The sequence below is a fragment of the Yersinia alsatica genome, assembly GCF_025133195.1.
GTDB classification, from domain to species: domain Bacteria; phylum Pseudomonadota; class Gammaproteobacteria; order Enterobacterales; family Enterobacteriaceae; genus Yersinia; species Yersinia alsatica.
Genome location: NZ_CP104006.1, coordinates 1,764,948 through 1,785,190, shown reverse-complemented (window position 1 = coordinate 1,785,190; position 20,243 = coordinate 1,764,948). Strand labels below are relative to the sequence as shown.

Below are 20,243 nucleotides of genomic sequence, written 5' to 3'. Positions count from 1 at the left end.
AAAGATGTAGTTAAAAAATAAGTAAACTTCACCGGGTAGCGCTAAGCCTTCTGGCTGGCGTTACCCGACATTACTCTGGCTTAATGATGATGCCACCCTCAAATAAGACAGACCATGCAAATTCACCTTCTTATTGTTGATGCCCTTAATCTCATTCGCCGCATTCATGCAGTGCAGGGTTCACCTTGTATTAATGCTTGCCAGCATGGGTTACAACAGCTTATTTCACATAGCCACCCCACTCATGCCGTTGCGGTTTTTGATGAGGATGACCGCTCTGATAGCTGGCGTCATCAATGTCTTCCCGATTACAAAGCAGGTCGTTCGCCAATGCCGGATAATCTGCAACAAGAAATGCCGCTTATCCGCGAGGCATTTATTTCATTGGGCGTTAATTGCTGGCATTCACCGGGTAATGAAGCCGATGATCTGGCGGCAACATTGGCTGCAAAAGTCAGTGGCGCTGGGCATCAAGTTACTATCGTTTCAACTGACAAAGGCTACTGTCAGCTGTTAGCGCCGAATGTACAGATTCGAGATTACTTTCAAAAACGTTGGCTGGATATGCCCTTCGTAAAGCAAGAATTTGGCGTATTGCCGCATCAATTACCGGATTACTGGGGGCTTGCCGGGATCAGCAGCAGTAAAATCCCTGGCGTCGCCGGTATTGGTGCAAAAACAGCGGCGCTGTTACTGCAACAAGCCAATAGTTTGGAAGAACTTTATCAAGGGATAGATTCTGTGCCGGATAAGTGGCGTAAGAAATTGCAGGAACATCAGGAGATGGCTTTTATTTGCAAACAGATAGCGACACTTAAAACTGATTTGCCCTTAACTGGCAATTTGCAGCAGCTACGTTTGAATAAATAATTTCAGCCTAAAAAAATAAAGGGATCCATTGATCCCTTCTTTGGACACAATACCATAGCCTAACTCATTGAGATTGCCGGTAGGCAGCCAACGAACTTATCCCGATGAGCTTACACAAGTCAGTGATTCGGGTAACCGAGAGCTGCCAACACACCTGCACCTTGAAAGATGATGGCTAACCTAGTTCCGCTCATCTCGGCGGCCAGGCGCACCAGACCAAATACGCCGCACATGTACCGTCACTTCTTCGCGGTCATGATAGAGCTGCTTAGCCTGAATATGGGCATTAATACCATGCTCTTTCAGCTGTTCATCTATCATTTCCAGATTCTCTGAAACGACTTCAAAACGCTTTTTCATCGGTAATTTCAGGTTGAAAATGGCCTCACGGCACCAACCATTTACCAGCCACTTAATGATAAGTTGAGTCACCTTAGCTGGCTTCTCCACCATATCGCACACTAACCAATAAATATTGCTGCGGGTTGGTTCATATTTAAAACCATCAACACGATGATGAGTCACCTGCCCAGTATCCATCAGGCTTTGTGCCATCGAGCCATTATCAATAGCCTGAACCATCATGCTGCGTTGCACTAATTGATAAGTCCAACCACCGGGGCAAGCCCCTAAATCAACAGCATGCATACCACTGGCCAGACGTTCTTCCCATTCATCCGCCGGAATAAACACATGGAAGGCCTCTTCCAGTTTTAAGGTTGAACGGCTTGGTGCATCAGATGGGAACTTGAGACGCGGGATACCCATATAGAACGGTGAATTATTGTTGCTATAGGAATAACCAACATAACAGCAGCCAGATGCAATAAAGAACACATGCACAACTGGACGATGAGCATTCTCACGAGCAGACAGAATTTTTTGCTCACGCAAGGCATTACGCAGCGGTACTGTCAGCTTACGGCAGAACTTAAGTAACTCTTTGCTTTCATTGGTATCAGCAACTTCAACACGTAGCTCACCGGCTTTTTCAATAACACCAACTAACATGCCAACAATGGGAGACACACGATCTTCAGGGGGTAAATCTTTCAATAATTCACCTACCACCATCATCTGGCGGGCAAAGATCAGTTCGCGGAAAGGAACTTCGCGAATCAAACGGTCAGCATCTTCCAACTGATAACATTCAAACAGTACATAGCCACTGTTTTCTTTTACCCGCGCAAAGCCAAAAATTTCCAGCTCTGCGGCCTTCGCGGTAATTTCTGCCGCACACTCTTTCTCAAAACCAGAGCGGCAATATAAAGCAATTTTATTATTCATGGCGTTCTGCCCTTTTTCTTAGACGCAGCGCGCCAACCAACATCAAAATCCATCCCGCCAGAAAACATACTCCGCCCACTGGCGTGATATATACCCACAGCTTCAGGTGCGATAGAGCCAGGCAGTATAAACTGCCACTAAAGAGTAGCGTTCCGAGCGCTAACAAGGCTCCACTCCAGTAAAACCAAATACTTATCTGCCGCTGCATCGCAACAGCTAATGCCAGGATCGCCAACGTATGGAAACCCTGATACTCCAGCCCGGTGCGAATCCAAGCCATCTCATTCGGCCCCAAAGAGGCATTCAATACATGAGCACCAAAGGCGCCGAAAGCAACATAGAAAAAACCGCTCAGGGCGGCAAATATCAGCATTAAACGACCATTCATCGTCATTAACCTTAAGTTGGATCAGAGTTATCGTTACATTGCCTGGTGATAATTAAACATCAGTTGTCATAGCGAAAACGTAACTTTTCCTGTTCGCTGGCTGCTCTTGCCAGTATCCACTGACGAAAAGCGGCTATTTTACCCAGTTCTGCCTGACTGTCATGACAAACCAGATAAAAAGCATTTTTACTTACCAGTACATCATTAAATGGGCACACTAATCGCCCAGCTTCAATCTCAGACTGCGCCATAACGTTATTCACCAATGCAATACCCTGACCATGAACAGCGGCCTGAACCACCATGGCACTGTGGCTGAATATCGGCCCTTGTTGCACGTTAATCTGCGGCACTCCCAATTGACGAGTATATGCCATCCAATCTCGGCGGGAAGTATCATGCAACAAGGTGTGATAAGCCAGATCTGACGGCACTTTTAATCCATGTTCGCCCATTAATAAGCTCGGCGCACAAACCGGGAGTAGGAATTCGGCATATAAACGCTCAGTGCGCAAACCGGTCCAGTTCCCCCGACCATAAAATATCGCTACATCGACATCGTCAGCGAGTTTGTCCTCCTCCCGATCAACCGCCTGGATCCTGACATCAATGCCGGGATAAGCCGCATTAAAGCCAGAAAGACGCGGAACCAACCATTGGATAGCAAAACTAGGAGGGAGACTGACGGTCAGAGCCCCTTTCGCACTGCGGGCCTGTAATTTTCGCGTGGCTTCATTGATGGAGGTAAATATCTCTTTGATATCGAGATAATAACTCTGGCCTTCTTCGGTCAGCAGTAAAGAACGGTTACGGCGGCGGAACAATTTTAGCCCGAGAAAATCCTCCAGTGACTTTATCTGGTGGCTAACAGCCGCTTGAGTCACAAATAATTCATCAGCAGCTTTAGTAAAACTCAGGTGGCGTGCGGCCGCATCGAAAACCCGCAAGGCATTCAGTGGTGGTAATCGTTTTGACATGAATTGGATACTTTTTTATAACGGCTCATCGCGAGATGAAACCCTTTGTTTACTTATTAGTTTTTATAATCCGAGACATTATAAATTGTCCGTTGAGGATGTGCTAGTAAATACCTATAGTGGCGGCACTTCCCAAGCCGGAACGAAAAGTAGGTTTAGTATCCAGGTACTGAAATGCTTTTGGCTTTGTGGTTGTGATGTTGTGTTTGCAAATGGTCTGGTGTACCAGACATTGTAGCTAAGCTACTGTTTTTTTTCACTTCCTGTACATTTACCCTGTCTGTCCATAGTGATTTTATGCAGCACCGCTATTTTTGCGGTGCTTTTTTTTTACCCTAATTTCAGAGCTTACTTATTTTCAAAAACCTAAATGTAAGCACCCGCTTTGCATTGCACAGAGCAAAAGCTTAAATTTAAGTAGTACTAAGGGTATCAATTAATTACCTGCGGCCATCTCTTTCACTTCTGAACGGTTAATTTGCTGTTCGGTACCGTTAGCATCGGTGTAGCTTATCATCCCTGTTTCATCATCTACTTTAGGTTTACCATCAGCAACGATAGTGCGACCATCATTAGTGTGCATAACATAGTTGCTTGAACAGGCTGCTAAAGTAAAAGTGAGCATAAGTGCAGAAATTACGGCAGCTGTCTTTTTCATGGGTGACTCCTTGCAGATTAAAATGCTGAAAAACTCGTTTCCATTACCAGACAAATGGTTATGTCCGTTACTATTCAGCATAACTCGCTCAGGACATATTTCCAGCCATCAGAGCCATTAGTAGGCTAATTATGGGCAAAATGAGACAGTTCCGAAGCCAATCAAAGGATACGAACAACAGTATGAAGGCTTTTAATCCAACGGATTTTCGCCAGGAATTCCCGGCAATTAATGATGAAATAATCTATCTGGACAGTGCGGCAACGGCGCTGAAACCGCGCGCCATGATTGAAGCTACCCAGTTGTTTTATCAGCAAGATTCCGCGACGGTACACCGCAGCCAGCATCAATCCGCACTCTCCCTGACGGTTCGTTTTGAAGAAACCCGCCAGCAGGTGGCTGACTTTATCAATGCGCCGGAAGCAGAAAATATCATTTGGACGCGGGGCACTACCGAGGCAATTAATCTGGTGGCGCAAAGTTATGCCCGCCCTCGCCTACAGGCTGGGGATGAAATTATTGTCAGCGAAGCAGAACATCATGCGAACTTAATACCCTGGCTTATGGTTGCCGAACAAACGGGTGCCAGAATAATTAAGTTACCTATCGGTCTGGATAATCTGCCCGATTTACAGCTATTGCCGCAATTACTCAACAGTAAAACTCGCTTATTAGCGCTAGGGCAGATGTCTAATGTGACCGGCGGTAGCCCACCATTGGCTCAGGCAATTGAACTCGCCCATCAATATGATTGTGTGGTCATGGTAGATGGTGCCCAAGGAGTAGTTCATAACCCGGCGGATGTTCAAGCTCTTGATATTGATTTTTATGCTTTTTCTGCTCATAAATTATATGGGCCAACAGGCATTGGGGTGCTGTATGGCAAGTCTGAATTACTGCGAGAGATGCCCGCATGGCAAGGCGGTGGCAAAATGCTAACCCAGGCTTCATTCGGCGGTTTTATACCCCATGAAGTCCCTTATCGTTTTGAAGCAGGCACCCCTAATATTGCGGGCGTGATTGGTTTATCCGCAGTACTCAGTTGGCTTGAACATATTGATCTGGAAGAAGCCGAGGCTTATAGCCAAAATTTGGCGACGCTGGCCGAGAATAAGCTGGCTAAATTGTCGGGTTTTCGCAGCTTCCGTTGCCAGCAATCAAGCTTACTGGCCTTCACATTTGAGGGTGTTCACCACAGTGATCTAGTGACGTTACTGGCCGAACAAGGCATCGCGCTCCGAGCCGGGCAACATTGCGCCCAGCCATTGATGGCAGCACTGGGAGTAAGTGGTAGCTTGCGCGCATCATTCGCCCCTTACAATACCGAGCATGATGTTGAAGTCTTGTGCTCTGCAATAACCAAGGCTCTGGCGTTACTGCAAGATTAAGTTTTAATAATATCAACCAGACATAAAATGAGAAGATGATGATTGCCCCACACCCCTTTGGCCATAACATTACTGCTGCTAATTTACTGGAAACATTCAGCGCCCAAAAACAGTGGGAAGATCGTTATCGCCAGTTAATTTTACTGGCCAAGCAGCTCCCACCATTGCCCGAGTCATTAAAACAGCATAAATTGGAGCTGACGGGTTGTGAAAATAGAGTGTGGCTTGGGCATGAGCGCCTGCCAGACGGCAGTTTGCATTTCTACGGCGACAGTGAAGGCCGGATTGTTCGTGGGTTATTAGCGGTTATTCTGACTGCTGTGGAAGGTAAAACGCCACAGCAGATATTGGATGAAGACCCACTGGCGCTGTTCGACCAATTAGGACTGCGCCAGCAATTAAGCACTTCGCGCGCCAGTGGTTTGCAGGCATTAGCGCAAGGTGTGCAAGCCATTGCCGCCCAATACCCTGATTAATTGCAGTTACCGGGTTGTTAGCCGCGCACCTGAGTCGCTATTGCGCCTGACGAGCGGCTTTTGCCATCATCTTTTTCAATGCATGTGATACCGCGACAAAGCCAAAGGTGGCGGTAACCATAGTTGCCGAGCCAAAACCTGAAGTGCAATCCATCTTTTTCGGCCCTTCAGCTGTGCTGCGGGAAGCACAGACCGAACCATCACTTTGCGGGTAAACTAATGGTTCGCTGGAGAAAACACAGTCGATCCCCAGTTTACCTTTGCTGTTTTTCACCACATTAAAGTCGCTTTTCAGCCTTTCACGCAACTTTGCCGCCAGTGGATCTTGAATCGTTTTCGCCAGATCCACCACTTCAATGCGGGTTGGGTCGATTTGCCCACCAGCACCGCCGGTCGTCACCACCGGGATTTTATAGCGGCGACAATAAGACAGTAGCGCGGCTTTTGGCCGTACACTGTCAATTGCATCAATAACATAGCTAAAGTTGTCATCTAATAGCTCAGCAACATTATCCGCAGTAATAAAATCGTCAATACAGGTTACTCGACATTCTGGATTAATCGCCCGAATTCGCTCTGCCATGACTTCGGTTTTAGCCTGCCCAACATTGTTCCGTAAGGCATGGATTTGCCGATTGGTATTGGTGACACAAACATCATCCATATCAATTAATGTAATTGCGCCAATACCGGTACGCGCCAGTGCCTCTGCCGCCCATGAACCCACGCCACCAATACCGATGACACAGACATGTGCCTGCGAAAAAAGCGTCAGTGCCTGCTGCCCATACAGGCGTGCAATGCCACCAAATCGCTGTTGGTAAGCTTCGGAATAGGCTGTGCTCATAAACTTGTTACCTTCATGACTTTGAAAAATAATACTAATGCAAAAGCGGCCAATTGGCCGCCGAGGAAAAATAGCATCCATAACCAAATAACCTAAAGCTACGGTTAACTCTTCTGTAGCTTCAAGTCGTTGGGGGATATTTACTGGCCTTGATTACTCACCAACAACGAAGAACCATTACCGGTTGGTGCGGCTTTGCTGCCAGCTTGATAAGCAGTAAACAGTGGCCCACTGCTTTGGGCATTTTTCAGTACCCAAACGCGGCCATAATGATTGTAGAAACCAGCAGCTTGGCCAGCTTCGTGCCCAATACCCTGATAAATATCAAAATGTTGGCCTTTAATTGCACCGCCCACATCCAGTGCGACCATCAACCGCATCTGATATTGGCCGGTAAATTTCCCCTGATTATCCAACAAAGGCACTTCAGCCAACAATGTGGTGCCCGGTGGAATCAATGAACGATCCGAGGCAACCGAAGCTTTAGCAATCAAAGGCACCGCACTGGCTCCTTTCACTGGCGCATACATTTCCGGTTTGAAGAAGACAAAGGACGGATTCTGCTCTAATAACTCTCTGACTTCAGCTTCACTGTGGGTTTCAGCCCAGTGGCGAATGGCTTGCATCGACATATCTGCTTTCGCCACTTCCCCACGATCAATCAGCACCTTACCAATACTGCGGTAAGCGTGGCCATTTTTACCGGCATAGCCGAAGAAAGTCAGTGGTCGGCCATCGCCATAATCAACATAACCGCTGCCCTGTACTTCCATCATAAAGTTATCGACTAGCGAATTGGTGTAGGCAATAGCTAATTTGTTGTTATCCAATGCACCTGCATATATAGCAGCGCGATCAGGTAAGCGGCGCTTTCCTTTCGCTGGCATACGATAAAGTGGATGGCGGAATTCACCTTGTGGTGTATAGCGGGCTTGAAGCACCGGGGTGTAGTAGCCGGTAAATTGCACATTACCGAAATTATCTACCCCTTCCATCTGATAGGCATTCAAACCAAACAGACTTAACTTACTGGTATCAGCCCCTGCCAACATCCAGTTTTGCACCGCATTGAAAGTATTGCTATTGCGGCTATAGAGACCCGGTGAAGATTGGTTAATCACCTTCACCTGATCAGAATAATCTTTAGCGTTGACTGGCTTACCTGTCGCGTTAGGTTCATTCACCAGCTCCAGTGATTGCTCCAGACGCCCATCCTTATACTGTTGCCCACGATCAGTTGGCCGCGATTGGCAACCAGCCAGAACGGCAATCATTATTCCACTCAGTAGGTATTTGCCCCAACGACTTGTCATTTCACGCCTTCTCTTACTTATTTTATCTACCGGCGAACGATAACAAACGCCTATGGATAAAGGAATCAGCAGCTAGAAAAAAATCCCCTGACAGCGTTGTGGGGAAAAAGGAAACAGATAGTTGATAAATTAATCGAAAAACTCTATTTACCATAATTAAGTGGCAAAACTACTTGCAACAGATCTCATCCAGAGTATAGTGCGCTCAATCGGACGCGGGGTGGAGCAGCCTGGTAGCTCGTCGGGCTCATAACCCGAAGGTCGTCGGTTCAAATCCGGCCCCCGCAACCAACCGATACTGGCTACCAGCAGTATCAAATGTCGTTCGATAGTCTTGAAAGTTAAGACGAATTAGGTAGAATAGATGTCCAGCTACGAAAGTGGCTACTGAGAAGTAAAGTAATAAATGTAATGACGGACGCGGGGTGGAGCAGCCTGGTAGCTCGTCGGGCTCATAACCCGAAGGTCGTCGGTTCAAATCCGGCCCCCGCAACCAATTACATTAAGCTAGAAAGATAGAAAATAGTATTAAGACGGACGCGGGGTGGAGCAGCCTGGTAGCTCGTCGGGCTCATAACCCGAAGGTCGTCGGTTCAAATCCGGCCCCCGCAACCAATTCTTAATCATTTTTTATCACCATAAGACACCCTCAAGGGTGTTTTTTTGTTTCTGGCTTTCTCATTATCACCAGCCCTTACCAACAAGGGCTATCCTGCCCCTGCTGATATCAATCAATCTGACTAAACCCGAGCCATCGCCCCGCCATTAGCAAAGTAAGCTTTGATTCCAGCAAAGATAGATTCGGCAATTTGCTGCTGAAACTGGCTGGTGCGTAATTTTCGCTCTTCTTCCAAATTACTGATAAAGGCCGTTTCAACCAAAATGGACGGAATATCAGGTGCTTTCAATACGGCAAAACCAGCCTGATCGACACTATTCTTGTGAAGTTTGTTAATCTTCCCCATGCGATTCAGCACTTCTTTGCCAAATTTCAGGCTGTCATTGATAGTCGCCGTTTGCAGCAAATCAATCATGGTATGGTCCAGATAGCGATCACCACTCTTGCTGACCCCACCAATCTGGTCGGCTTCGTTCTGTGTCTGGGCCAAGAAACGCGCCGCAGTACTGGTTGCCCCTTTGGTCGATAACGCAAACACGGAGGAGCCTCTGGCGGCTCGATTGGTAAAGGCATCGGCATGAATCGAAATGAATAAATCCGCACGCAACTTACGGGCTTTAGCGACCCGCACTTTCAGTGGGATAAAGACATCTTCATTACGGGTCATAAACACCCGCATATTCGATTCTTTTTTTATTAATGCCTGCAACCGGCGGGCGATTTGCAACACAATATCTTTTTCACGGGTTTTATTTCGACCAATAGCACCGGGGTCTTCCCCACCATGCCCGGGGTCTAGCATGATAACAATCGGCCTGTCCCGCCCTGCTTTACCCGCTTTTGGCGCTTCAGCGGGCAAAGTGCGCTCCACATTACCCTTATTGTAATCCTCTAAAAGAGCCAGCAGTGGGTCATCCTCTGCCGAAGTTGTGCCCTCTTGCGGATATAAATCGACTACCAAGCGGTTTTTAAACTCAGCGAAGGGCTTAAGGGTAAATAATTGCGGGCTGATACTTTGCTTCAACTCCAACACCAGCCGGACAGTATTTTTATCAAACTGCCCTACTCGTGCCTGCTTCAGGTAGGGATCGCCGGACTGCACCTGACTACTGATTTCTTTTAATACGCTATTCAGATGTACGCCTTCAATATCCACCACAATCCGATCCGGATTTTTTAGCGCGAACTGACGATACTTAAGCGGCGTATTGGATTCCAGTGTTACCCGGGTATAAGTTGAAGAGGGCCAAACCCTTACTGCGATGATATGAGAGGAAGCAGCAAATCCAACCCGGGTGACACTTAACATCCAGGCTGCGGCGGCACCTTGTAGTAGACGGCGACGCCTAACATTATGATTTGAATCTGCCATGTAACTCCAAAGTCACTACCAAAATATGAATAAAAATCGAACAAAAAAAATTCATGAGGAAAAACTTTAACTAATCGACCCCCAGCTGTCATCAGAAAAACATTTTTATGTTATTCAATTTATTAATGAGCATGTGCCATACATATGCATTTAATAGCAATTTCCTGCTTGCCATCTTGATCAAAAAAGAATAAAAATACAAAAATACCGAATAAAAATTCAAAGAGGGTCTGCCGTGAAGGAACGTAGTACTGAACTGGTCCAAGGGTTTCGCCACTCAGTTCCCTATATTAATGCGCACCGCGGCAAGACATTTGTTGTCATGCTGGGGGGCGAGGCGATTGAGCATGAAAACTTCTCAAGCATCGTCAACGATATAGGGTTATTGCATAGCCTAGGGATTCGGCTGGTCGTGGTCTATGGCGCCCGTCCCCAAATCGACGCCAATTTGGCCCAGCATCACTACGAACCTATTTATCATAAGCATACCCGGGTGACCGATGCCCGCACGTTGGAAATGGTTAAACAGGCTGCCGGCTTATTGCAGTTGGATATTACGGCAAGATTATCGATGAGCCTGAATAATACCCCACTGCAAGGGGCGCATATTAATGTCGTCAGCGGCAACTTTATCATTGCCCAACCTCTGGGGGTGGATGATGGTGTTGATTATTGCCATAGCGGGCGTATTCGCCGGATTGATGAGGAAGCGATCCATCGCCAGTTGGATAATGGCGCTATTGTGTTATTGGGGCCCGTTGCCGTGTCGGTTACCGGCGAGAGCTTTAATCTGACATCTGAAGAAGTGGCTACTCAGTTGGCCATCAAACTGAAAGCCGAAAAAATGATCGGCTTCTGCTCATCCCAAGGGGTGACAGACATTGAAGGCAATATTATTTCAGAACTGTTCCCCAACGACGCGCAAAAGCGGATTGAAGATCTGGAACAGGAAGGTGATTACAACTCGGGGACAGTGCGTTTTCTGCGTGGCGCAGTGAAGGCTTGCCGCAGTGGTGTGCGCCGCAGCCATTTACTGAGTTATCAAGAAGATGGAGCGCTGGTGCAAGAACTGTTCTCCCGCGACGGTATCGGTACCCAGATTGTTATGGAGAGCGCTGAGCAAGTTCGCCGCGCCACCATTAATGATATTGGCGGTATCTTGGAGCTGATCCGCCCACTCGAGCAGCAAGGAATATTGGTACGTCGTTCGCGCGAACAACTTGAAATGGAGATCGATAAGTTCACCATTATTGAGCGGGATAATCTGACCATTGCTTGCGCGGCACTGTACCCATTCCCTGAGGAGCAAATCGGAGAGATGGCTTGTGTGGCAGTGCATCCCGATTATCGCAGCTCTTCCCGCGGCGAAATGCTACTCAAGCGGGTTGCTAATCAGGCACGGCAGATGGGGCTTAAAAAACTGTTTGTGTTAACCACCCGCAGCATTCATTGGTTCCAGGAACGTGGTTTTACTCCGGCAGAAGTTGAGGTTTTACCGATTCTGAAGCAGGAACTGTATAACTATCAGCGCCGCTCAAAAATTCTGCTGGCTGATTTGTAGCGGGTCATTAATGACATCAGGGGGGCTATCGCCCCCTTAGTTTTATTTCTTCAGCTCATTCAAGCGATCGACTAATCCACTCAGACGAAGTGTTGGTGTGCGAATTGCACTCCCCAGCACCGCATCACTGCAATACAGCGTTAAGCGCTGACGCGCTCGAGTAATTGCGGTATAGACCAACTCTCGGGTTAACACTGGCATAAAAGTATTGGGTAATACCAACGCGGTATGTTCAAACTCCGATCCCTGAGATTTATGTACAGTCATCGCATAGGCGGTTTCATGGCTCGGAAGGCGGCTGGGTTGTACTGACTTTATGTTGCCATCGGGTAATTGGAAATGCACCCGCAGCTCTCCCTCAGAGTCAATTAAAGCAATACCAATATCACCGTTGAATAAACCAAGCGCACTGTCATTTAGCCCAATCATCACTGGCCGACCAACATACCAGCGCCCTGATGGCCCAGGGGAGCGTTCAATTAGCCGTTTTCGATGTAATAGCTGCTCAATCCGCTCATTTAAACCACTGACACCAAATGGCCCGGTACGTAATGCGCACAGCAGTTGATAACGGCCAAATGCCGCCAACACATCAGCGGCATGCGCGCCGGTGGTCGCCAGTTGAAGATAGTGCTGATAACCAGTAGCGCAGTCTTCCAGCAATACTTGATAATCATCGGCATCAGCCAAAGAGAAACGTTCGATATCAGAATATGTGCCGTTTAAAACAGATAATGCATGGTGATACTTGCCAGCATTAACGGCCAAGGCGAGTTGCCCAATGCCGGACTTTTCATCGAAGCGATAGCTTTTACGTAGCAAACACAGGCTATCACGGACATTAACTGCGTCAGTTTGTACATCACCAATGGGTATATTCCCACTCAGTGTGCATCCTGTTAAGCGCGCTAATTGTTCAGCTCGCGCTGCGCTATAGCCCAGCTCGGCAAAGCGGCAAATATCACCCAGCACCGCCCCCGCTTCAACCGACGCTAGTTGGTCTCGATCACCAAGAAAAATCACTTGAGCCTTGGCTGGTAGTGCGGCAATAAGCCGTGCCATCATGGGCAAATCCACCATGGAAGCTTCATCAACTACCAGCACATCAAGGTTTAATGGATTGCCTCGGTGATAGCGCAGCCGCTGACTGTTAGGCTGAGCCCCCAGCAGGCGGTGTAATGTGGATGCCTGGTCAGGAAATAGCTTACGTTCATTATCAGTCAATGGCAGTTGCCGAATGGCATTGCCCAGAGACTCAGTCAAGCGCGCCGCAGCTTTACCGGTCGGGGCGGCAAGTTGGATACGTAAACGTTGCCCTTGGCTAAGTTGTATCAGTGCGGTCAATAACTTGGCGACTGTAGTGGTTTTTCCGGTACCCGGTCCACCAGAAATCACGGAAATTCGACGGGTTGCAGCCACCGCAGCTGCCACTTTTTGCCAGTCAACTTTAGGGCCAGACTGCCCAAACAGACCATCGAGAGTTTCTCGCAGCAATGTTTCGTTGACGACTCTAGTTTCAGTAATGAATGAAGCGGCATTATCACTGGCAATAAACCGCACGACATCCCCTTCGTATTGCCACATTCGTTGCAGATACAAACGGTCATTTTGCAAAACTAATGGCGTTGGCCGCGTACCATCACTGACCGCTGGAGAACTATTTAGAGCTTGAATCCAAAGCAATTTATCAGGCGAACCCGCCGTCTGCCACAGTGCTTGTGATAAGCCCGGCTGTCGACCACCAAATAGCTCATCCGGCTGCAAGTAGCTTAGTGGCAGACACACATGCCCAGCCCCAGCTTCAGCACTGAGAATAGCGGCAGCCAATTGCAGCATGGGATTGTCTTCACCGGCAATCATGCGCGAGAACTGAACATCCAGCGGGCGTAGTAAGTGGTCACGAACCGCCTGATCCAGTAACGCCATCATATTGCGTCCCTCTCATCTATCGAGGCGGAGCCACCTTCATCACTGAATTGCAGCTCAAAAGCACGACCACTGAATAGATTGTCCATTCCTTCAATCAACTCCCATTCTGGGCGGCAGCTAAAAATACCGTTACCCGGATGCTGCTTATCGACTCCACGCAGGAAGAGATAGATGACGCCACCAAAGTCACGTTGATAATCATAATTCGCTAACCGATGACGCAGATAGCGGTGTAAAGCCAGAGTATATAGTTGATATTGCAGGTCATAGCGATGCTCAGCCATGGCTTGGGTCATCGCTTCAGCGGTATAAGCACTGCTGTCTTCACCCAACCAGTTAGACTTGTAATCCAGTAAGTAATATTTGCCTTGCCAGCAGAAAACCAAGTCAATAAATCCTTTAAGCATCCCTCTTACTTGCTGAAAATCCAATACCGGGCACTGGCGAGAAAGTGGGTCATAGTGCTTGATTAAGGCGTCTAACTCTCGCGCTTGTAGCAGCGCGTCGATCGGCAGGTAAAATTGTAATTCCGCCTGCTTGCTCTGTGGCGTTAGCCCCGCCAGCGTCACACCCGTTTCATTCAGCGGGACTTGTACAATGTCGTTTAGCCACTGATGTAGCATGGGTGACCATTGCTCACCAAAGCCCTGCAGCTGTAATTGTTCGGTAAGCCATTCTTGATCAATGGGTTGGCTAAAATCCAAAGGTTCAAGTAGGTCATGCAGGAAAGTACCCGGCGCAGCACCGCGCGGGAAAGTATGAGGCGTTAAGCGGTTCTCGGTTATTACTGCTTGTTCACCCGCAGCATCGGTGTCCAGCCGGGGTAATAACTCTTGTAATGGCACATTTAATACTGGTGATATGCCGTTTTTACTGGAACCATGCTGCTGTAGGCCGGAATAGCTGGTGACTCGCCAATAATCGTGTATCTGTCGGCTAAACTGACGCGCCGCCAGAGCTGGCAACGCTTCCGGCTGCGGTTGCCAAGGTGTTTCATTCAGTTGCCCTGCAGTCGATACAGTAATATCGCCCGCAGCCAATGTGGTTAGCTCTGCAAGTTTGTCAGCCAGATACTGTGCATCTCCAGCTTGCCCTTGCTGCACCAAATAGCCTAATGCACTAAGGTGCATGTCACTATCACCCTGCTTTTTTCGCCCGCCTTTAATCAGCGGAGCAATACCCACGCTGCAATGATAAACCGCGCGGGTAAGTGCCACGTATAATAACCGCAGGTCTTCCGCCAGACGCTCTTCTTCCGCCAGAGCCTGACTCTCTTCATCCGCATTGAGGTCAAGCAATGCTTCAAAGCTGTGGCGATCATGGTAGAGCACATCCTGTTGCTGGCGGAAATTCCCCACAAAAGGCAGCCATACCAATGGATATTCCAGCCCTTTCGATTTATGGATAGTAATGACTTGCACTAAATGGCGGTCACTTTCCAAACGCAATTGCTGGTTATCTGACTGATGATTTGGCTGTGCTATTTGTTGTGCCAACCAGCGGATTAGTGCGTGCTCACTATCAAGCTGTGATGCAGCCTCTTGCAATAACTCCCCCAGATGCAGCACGTCTGTTAGCCGCCTTTCCCCGCCGGGGGTAGCTAGCAGGTTTTCCGCTAAATGGCGGTGCGCCATAACCTCCCGCAGCATTGGCAGCACACCACGACGCTGCCAATGCTGGCGATAGCCATCGAATTCATCTACCAAAGCATCCCAAGCCCGCTCATCGTGATTTAATGCATCCAACATTTGGGCATCCAGCCCCAATATTCCAGTCGCCATAGCGCTGCGTAATGCCCGTTCCTGTTCAGGAGCTAGCACCGCCTGCAATAGCCACAGCAAGTCTTTGGCTTCCGTGGTGTCGAATACGCTGTCACGATTAGACAAATAAACCGATGGGATAGCCAACGCACTCAGTGCATCTCGCACCAATGCCGCCTCTGCCCGGCTACGTACCAATATGGTTATATCAGATGCCTGAACCGGCCTTGCACCTTTGGCGGTCACTAATTGAGCCAGCCCTTGCTGACCCGCAGTTAACCAGTCACGAATTTGAGCTGCGCACTGTCGCGCCATTAATTGTTGATATTCACTCACACCAACCCCTTCTCCTGGCTGTAGCCAGAAAGAGAGCGCAGGTTGTTTTTTCCCTTTTATTTCAAATGATAGCTGACTATTTTTTTCTGCAGGCGCCACATTTATAAACGGGATTTGCTCAAATAAGAAAGGGACTTTGACCAAACTAAATAGCCTGTTTACTGATTGCACCATCGGGAAAGATGAACGCCAGTTTGTCTCTAGTGTGTAGCGGGCACTTACTTCTGAACGGGCACGAATATAGGTAAAAATATCGGCACCACGGAATGCATAAATAGCCTGTTTAGGATCGCCGATCAGCAATAGGCCACAGTCACCTTGTCCACCGTACAGCGTGTGGAAAATACGATATTGTTGCGGATCGGTATCCTGGAACTCATCAATCATGGCTACGGGATAACGAGTACGGATAGCTTGAGCCAATAACTCCCCACCCGGTTGCTGTAATGCCGCATCCAGTTTGCTGAGCAGGTCATCAAACCCCAGCTCTGCTCGCTGCCGTTTTTCCTGCTGAACGGAGGTGCGTATCTCACTGATGGCTCTGGCTAAAATCAGATCTCTTAGTGTCAGCGGTTGTTCATATATTCGGTCTATTACACTGAATAGAGCATGCTGGGGGGCGGCTCCTTTTTTGGTTTTTTCCAATAATACTGACTGGCGAAATTTTTCCAGCTCTTTGGGTAATTGGTAGTCACCGGTTTCTTGTGCTGCCCAAATACCGACTTTTTCTAACCAGTTAGGCAAATGTTTACTGCTGTAGCTGCGCTTATCGACACCAGAACCACTAATCAAAGCCTCTAACTCATGGGCAGCAGCACGCCACTGCTCTTTAACCGCATCAATTTGCACCACAATTTGTTGATGCCGGCTGAGTATCGTTTCATCTTCACCGGGTGCTTGGCGAAATTTAGGCGTCTCACCCTGTAAATAAGCAGCAAGGTCTTTAAGCAGAGCTTCCGGGCCACTCCATTCTTGACTGACCGCCCGAGCGATCGTCAATGGGAGCGGATAACAGTGACGCCGCCAAAAATCGGCACAAGCTTGCCTGCGTAGTGGCAGTTCGTCTTGCACCAATGTTTGCTCAAATAAAATGCCAGACTCAAATGCATTGTTCGCCAGCATTCGCTGACAGAAGCCATGAATGGTGTAAATTGCCGCTTCATCCATTTGGCGCTCGGCCGCCAGCAATTGTGCTGCGGCCTCGCCCAGATCGGTAATTTCAGCAAGTAAAGCTTTATGCATTGGATCATCACTGACTCCCCGCACGCACGCGATGCGCAACCCATGAATATTGTCGCGGATTCGCCCCCTTAACTCTTCAGTTGCCGCCTCGGTAAAGGTCACCACCAGGATCTCCTCTACCATCAGAGGGCGGCTAAATGCTGCCTCTCCACCTAAGCCCAGCAATAATCTGAGATAAAGCACCCCAATGGTAAAAGTTTTACCAGTACCGGCAGAGGCTTCAATCAGCCTCTCGCCATACAAGGGCAGCGTTAGCGGCTCCAGCCGCTGGGGAGTCATTGATGTCATGGAGCCAATACCTTCTGCGGTAAAGTTGCCTGCAAGGCAGACGTTGTTGGATACGTCGTCCACCCTTTAAGCTCCGCATACCCGCCAGCGGTTTGCCCTAAGCCTTTAACTTGAGAAAGCAGCGCCAAACCTTGCGGCTTGATAACCGCTTGCTGGAAGAAGTCTGCCAACGCCGTGTTAGTCAGTAGCTTCACCTGAGCAATCATTTTCTCGCGGCTATCAAACGCAAAATTATTACGATTGAAATCATTACTGTAACGGCTGGCTTCTTCATCCAGTGTTTGTGGACGTTGCAGTAATTGGTTGATTAGCCCCTGCTTATATTGTTCAAAATCAGCGGGTTTCATGTCACGCAGACGCTTTTCAGCCTGTGGATAGAAGGCCAAATAGCGCTGATAAAGATAATCAGGTTGCTTGCTGTTGCTTTGCAGTAAGAAGCCCAAGCCCCACTGACGGCCAACCGACATTGGGAAGGCAAATACCGCATAGCCAAGTTGCTCTTCCGTACGTAGTTGATCATAGAACCATGGCTGAACAATTTGCCCCAGCAAAGCACTGTACGCCATCCCCTTAATCTCGCTATAACCGGTAGGAATGTAGACCGCCGCCAATGCAGCATCTGAGCTGCTGCCAAGCCGTTCCATATTGGCTAGCTGAGCCTTATCAACCACCACATCCTCACCCGTCCACCAAGTCGTGCCGGTCAAACTGAGTTGTTTTTTCAGCGATTCAGCCAGCTCAGTCACTTGTGGTGCGGTCATGTTGCCGACGGCCAAAACTTCTATTGCAGATTGTTTAAGCAAAGCATCACGATAGGTCACGATATCCTGCACACTAATAGTGTCCAGCAATTTGCGCCGCTCACTGCGTTCTGCATAAGGAACATGAGAGAGTAACTTGGCTGGCTGAATGGCCAGCTCATAAGCTTTGCCTTTCTCTGCAACTTCTAGTTGTTCACGATACCAAGACTTGGCCTGAGCTAATTGATCTTCTGTTGGTGTAAAGCCGGAATAGCCTTCAACCAAAGAAGTGAGTAACTGTGGCATCCGTTGTGTGAAGCCATTGGCAGTGGCATACAGGCCATTATTCGGTGCCGTCGAGAAGCTGATCCCGCCGATTGAGGCCTGATAACTCAGTTCATCAAGTGACAGGCCAGCCAGATAATCAGTCAAAGCAAACAGCACCTGATGGCGGGCAGTGTCCAGCGCATGTGGATTACGGAAAGCGACCGTGATATCAGCTTTGGGTTCGTCAGCAAAATATTGGCTTGGCATGTAGAACACCCGCAACCCCGGTTGCTCTGCCACTTTTTGCGGCCGAGTTATATTTTTATCGGCTTTGATTAAAGAGAAATTATCCGGAATATAGGGGTTAAGTGCCGGTAGACTCAGTTGGATGCCTTTCCCCAATTGTTGCCATTCTTGCATCTCTTGCGGGCTGATTTTATCGACCTGATAAGGGGCATCAACAAAATAGGCCACTTTGTTGTGCGGTTCATCCGGGCTGACGAACCAGATTCGAGCATTTTCTGGCGTCATTTCAGCCAGCCGGGCGGCAATGGCTTTCGGGTCATAATGGTCAGCCAAATAAGGGGCATCAAGTACGTGTGCGACAGGCACGCGCAGCATCATATCCACCAACCACTCGATGTAATCCATATCCCGCGTGATAGAGGGATAACGGAAATCCAGATTCAATACATGGGCAATTTCATCGAAATAACTCTTCTTAATGCCATCTTGGTGCAGCATGTTGATATAGTCAAAAATGGCTGCCACCACCACGTCACGTTTCGCCAGGCCTTTGTCGGTAAGTGATACTGAAATGGAGAACACCCCCCCATTTCTATCGACCATTGGATCAGCACCAGCATTGATGGCATCAGCTAACCCCTGTTTTTGCAGCCAGTCAGACAAGGTATCTTTGCTGCGATTCCCAATCAAATAGCTAATATAGGTGTCTGTTTTGCTACGGAATTCTGCACTGTTGTTGTCAATACGAAACTCGACTTTCAACTGTTTACGCGGTTGGGCCGGGACATAATGAATAATGATGCCGGTTTGATCGGGAGTGACAACAGGGACAGTAATCGGTGGCACTTTTGCATCCCGATTAGGAATACGGCCAAAAGTATCTGCCGCTAACTGGGCTAACTGCTCCAAAGATTGATTGCTATACAGCACACCCACCATCAAATTGGCTGAATAGTAATGATGATAGAAACTCAACAGTTCATCATGTAGTTTGCCATCTGGCTTATCTTTGAGGGTATCCAGATTCCCCCCCGAGAAACGTGCGCTCGGGTGAGCAGGATTAAGGGTTTCGGCATTAACTTGCGCCATGCGCATACCATCGCGGGAGCGGGCCATTGTCAATTCTGCGTTCACCGCATTACGTTCACGATCAGCATTAATTGGGTCTAGCAGAGGCTCTGCAATGGCATCCGCCAGGCGGTCAACCGCGGGGGCCAGTGCATCATTTTCAATTTCAAGATAGAAGGCGGTTCGGTAAGAAGCGGTGCTCGCATTATGGCTACCGCCGTGTTTTTTCAAAAACTCAGAGAAACTGCCAGGTTCAGGGAAGCGCTTAGATCCCATCAGCAACATGTGTTCTAAGTAATGGGCTAACCCTAGTTGATTATTGGGATCTTCCAGTGATCCAACGGGCAATGCTATAGCCGCCAAAGACTTAGGTGCTTGTTCATCAGAGACCAGCAACACTGTCATACCATTGAGCAATTTTATTGCCTGATATTTACGCAGGTCATGTTCACTCTTGTGAATAGTTTCTGCCAGTGGTCGCCACGCTGGTGTGGTAGCCCAACTCAGTGGAGCCAGCAGACCTAATAAGAAAAATATGCCAATGATCCGGGCAAACTGTTTATGCATTCCGTTTCTCCCCTAACCCTTTAGAAATTGCCGCTAAAACACGC

General features: G+C 48.3%; 14 protein-coding genes and 3 tRNA genes. 7 read left to right on the top strand and 10 right to left on the bottom strand.

What is annotated here, in order from left to right; all coding sequences use genetic code 11:
• The first annotated feature begins 114 nt into the window (after window positions 1–114).
• Entirely contained in the window at window positions 115–870 is a 756-nt protein-coding gene (gene xni / locus N0H69_RS07795) for a flap endonuclease Xni (RefSeq protein ID WP_050124024.1), read from the top strand.
• Between the two features lie 180 nt (window positions 871–1,050).
• Here xni and rlmM read toward each other — a convergent pair whose 3' ends face one another.
• The 4 genes from rlmM to N0H69_RS07775 form a co-directional block, all read right to left on the bottom strand.
• The gene (rlmM, locus tag N0H69_RS07790) at window positions 1,051–2,157 is read right to left on the bottom strand and encodes a 23S rRNA (cytidine(2498)-2'-O)-methyltransferase RlmM (RefSeq protein WP_050109934.1); all 1,107 of its coding nucleotides are present in this window, start codon (window positions 2,155–2,157) and stop codon (window positions 1,051–1,053) included.
• A complete protein-coding gene (locus N0H69_RS07785) occupies window positions 2,150–2,545 on the bottom strand; it encodes a DUF423 domain-containing protein (RefSeq protein WP_072077741.1) in 396 nt (131 codons plus the stop codon). The genes rlmM and N0H69_RS07785 overlap by 8 nt, the downstream gene beginning before the upstream one ends.
• A gap of 59 nt (window positions 2,546–2,604) precedes the next feature.
• A complete protein-coding gene (locus N0H69_RS07780) occupies window positions 2,605–3,522 on the bottom strand; it encodes a transcriptional regulator GcvA (RefSeq protein ID WP_050098100.1) in 918 nt (305 codons plus the stop codon).
• Between the two features lie 436 nt (window positions 3,523–3,958).
• On the bottom strand, window positions 3,959–4,180 hold the full coding sequence (locus N0H69_RS07775) for a YgdI/YgdR family lipoprotein (protein WP_050146536.1): 222 nt from the start codon (window positions 4,178–4,180) through the stop codon (window positions 3,959–3,961).
• 182 nt (window positions 4,181–4,362) lie between these two features.
• Between N0H69_RS07775 and csdA the strand changes: the two genes are divergently transcribed.
• Complete coding sequence (gene csdA, locus N0H69_RS07770) at window positions 4,363–5,568, top strand: cysteine desulfurase CsdA (RefSeq protein WP_050152400.1); 1,206 nt, start codon at window positions 4,363–4,365, stop codon at window positions 5,566–5,568.
• Between the two features lie 35 nt (window positions 5,569–5,603).
• On the top strand, window positions 5,604–6,044 hold the full coding sequence (gene csdE / locus N0H69_RS07765) for a cysteine desulfurase sulfur acceptor subunit CsdE (RefSeq protein ID WP_050152399.1): 441 nt from the start codon (window positions 5,604–5,606) through the stop codon (window positions 6,042–6,044).
• 37 nt (window positions 6,045–6,081) lie between these two features.
• Here the strand turns inward: csdE and tcdA are convergent, their stop codons facing one another.
• Together tcdA and mltA are read right to left on the bottom strand one after the other, a co-directional pair.
• Window positions 6,082–6,891 carry a tRNA cyclic N6-threonylcarbamoyladenosine(37) synthase TcdA gene (gene tcdA / locus N0H69_RS07760; RefSeq protein ID WP_050152416.1) on the bottom strand — a complete coding sequence of 270 codons (810 nt, stop codon included), beginning with the start codon at window positions 6,889–6,891 and terminating at the stop codon, window positions 6,082–6,084.
• A gap of 140 nt (window positions 6,892–7,031) precedes the next feature.
• Entirely contained in the window at window positions 7,032–8,204 is a 1,173-nt protein-coding gene (gene mltA, locus N0H69_RS07755; RefSeq protein ID WP_050109937.1) for a murein transglycosylase A, read from the bottom strand.
• Between the two features lie 214 nt (window positions 8,205–8,418).
• Here mltA and N0H69_RS07750 point away from each other — a divergent pair.
• The 3 genes from N0H69_RS07750 (at window position 8,419) to N0H69_RS07740 (ending at window position 8,819) form a co-directional block, all read left to right on the top strand.
• Window positions 8,419–8,495, top strand: a tRNA-Met gene (locus N0H69_RS07750).
• A gap of 128 nt (window positions 8,496–8,623) precedes the next feature.
• Window positions 8,624–8,700 (top strand) — tRNA-Met (locus N0H69_RS07745).
• Between the two features lie 42 nt (window positions 8,701–8,742).
• Window positions 8,743–8,819 (top strand) — tRNA-Met (locus N0H69_RS07740).
• Between the two features lie 125 nt (window positions 8,820–8,944).
• Here N0H69_RS07740 and amiC read toward each other — a convergent pair.
• Entirely contained in the window at window positions 8,945–10,195 is a 1,251-nt protein-coding gene (amiC, locus tag N0H69_RS07735) for an N-acetylmuramoyl-L-alanine amidase AmiC (RefSeq protein ID WP_050109938.1), read from the bottom strand.
• Between the two features lie 235 nt (window positions 10,196–10,430).
• Here amiC and argA point away from each other — a divergent pair, with 235 nt between their 5' ends.
• Entirely contained in the window at window positions 10,431–11,756 is a 1,326-nt protein-coding gene (argA, locus tag N0H69_RS07730) for an amino-acid N-acetyltransferase (protein ID WP_050109939.1), read from the top strand.
• 42 nt (window positions 11,757–11,798) lie between these two features.
• Here argA and recD read toward each other — a convergent pair whose 3' ends face one another.
• From recD to ptrA, 3 genes are read right to left on the bottom strand one after another with little or no spacing between them, the layout of a single operon-like run.
• On the bottom strand, window positions 11,799–13,682 hold the full coding sequence (gene recD, locus N0H69_RS07725; RefSeq protein WP_375541939.1) for an exodeoxyribonuclease V subunit alpha: 1,884 nt from the start codon (window positions 13,680–13,682) through the stop codon (window positions 11,799–11,801).
• Window positions 13,682–17,311, bottom strand: a complete 3,630-nt coding sequence (gene recB / locus N0H69_RS07720) for an exodeoxyribonuclease V subunit beta (protein WP_072077740.1) — start codon at window positions 17,309–17,311, stop codon at window positions 13,682–13,684. Before recB ends, recD begins: the two co-directional genes overlap by 1 nt.
• Entirely contained in the window at window positions 17,308–20,199 is a 2,892-nt protein-coding gene (gene ptrA, locus N0H69_RS07715; protein WP_050152398.1) for a pitrilysin, read from the bottom strand. Before ptrA ends, recB begins: the two co-directional genes overlap by 4 nt.
• Window positions 20,200–20,243 lie beyond the last annotated feature (44 nt).

What these genes read in the sequence shown, in the direction of transcription:
- xni (WP_050124024.1), top strand. Translation starts at nt 115, where the DNA reads ATGCAAATTCACCTTCTTATTGTTGATGCCCTTAATCTCATTCGCCGC.
- rlmM (WP_050109934.1), bottom strand. Translation starts at nt 2,157, where the DNA reads ATGAATAATAAAATTGCTTTATATTGCCGCTCTGGTTTTGAGAAAGAG.
- N0H69_RS07785 (WP_072077741.1), bottom strand. Translation starts at nt 2,545, where the DNA reads ATGAATGGTCGTTTAATGCTGATATTTGCCGCCCTGAGCGGTTTTTTC.
- N0H69_RS07780 (WP_050098100.1), bottom strand. Translation starts at nt 3,522, where the DNA reads ATGTCAAAACGATTACCACCACTGAATGCCTTGCGGGTTTTCGATGCG.
- N0H69_RS07775 (WP_050146536.1), bottom strand. Translation starts at nt 4,180, where the DNA reads ATGAAAAAGACAGCTGCCGTAATTTCTGCACTTATGCTCACTTTTACT.
- csdA (WP_050152400.1), top strand. Translation starts at nt 4,363, where the DNA reads ATGAAGGCTTTTAATCCAACGGATTTTCGCCAGGAATTCCCGGCAATT.
- csdE (WP_050152399.1), top strand. Translation starts at nt 5,604, where the DNA reads ATGATGATTGCCCCACACCCCTTTGGCCATAACATTACTGCTGCTAAT.
- tcdA (WP_050152416.1), bottom strand. Translation starts at nt 6,891, where the DNA reads ATGAGCACAGCCTATTCCGAAGCTTACCAACAGCGATTTGGTGGCATT.
- mltA (WP_050109937.1), bottom strand. Translation starts at nt 8,204, where the DNA reads ATGACAAGTCGTTGGGGCAAATACCTACTGAGTGGAATAATGATTGCC.
- amiC (WP_050109938.1), bottom strand. Translation starts at nt 10,195, where the DNA reads ATGGCAGATTCAAATCATAATGTTAGGCGTCGCCGTCTACTACAAGGT.
- recD (WP_375541939.1), bottom strand. Translation starts at nt 13,682, where the DNA reads ATGGCGTTACTGGATCAGGCGGTTCGTGACCACTTACTACGCCCGCTG.
- recB (WP_072077740.1), bottom strand. Translation starts at nt 17,311, where the DNA reads ATGACATCAATGACTCCCCAGCGGCTGGAGCCGCTAACGCTGCCCTTG.
- ptrA (WP_050152398.1), bottom strand. Translation starts at nt 20,199, where the DNA reads ATGCATAAACAGTTTGCCCGGATCATTGGCATATTTTTCTTATTAGGT.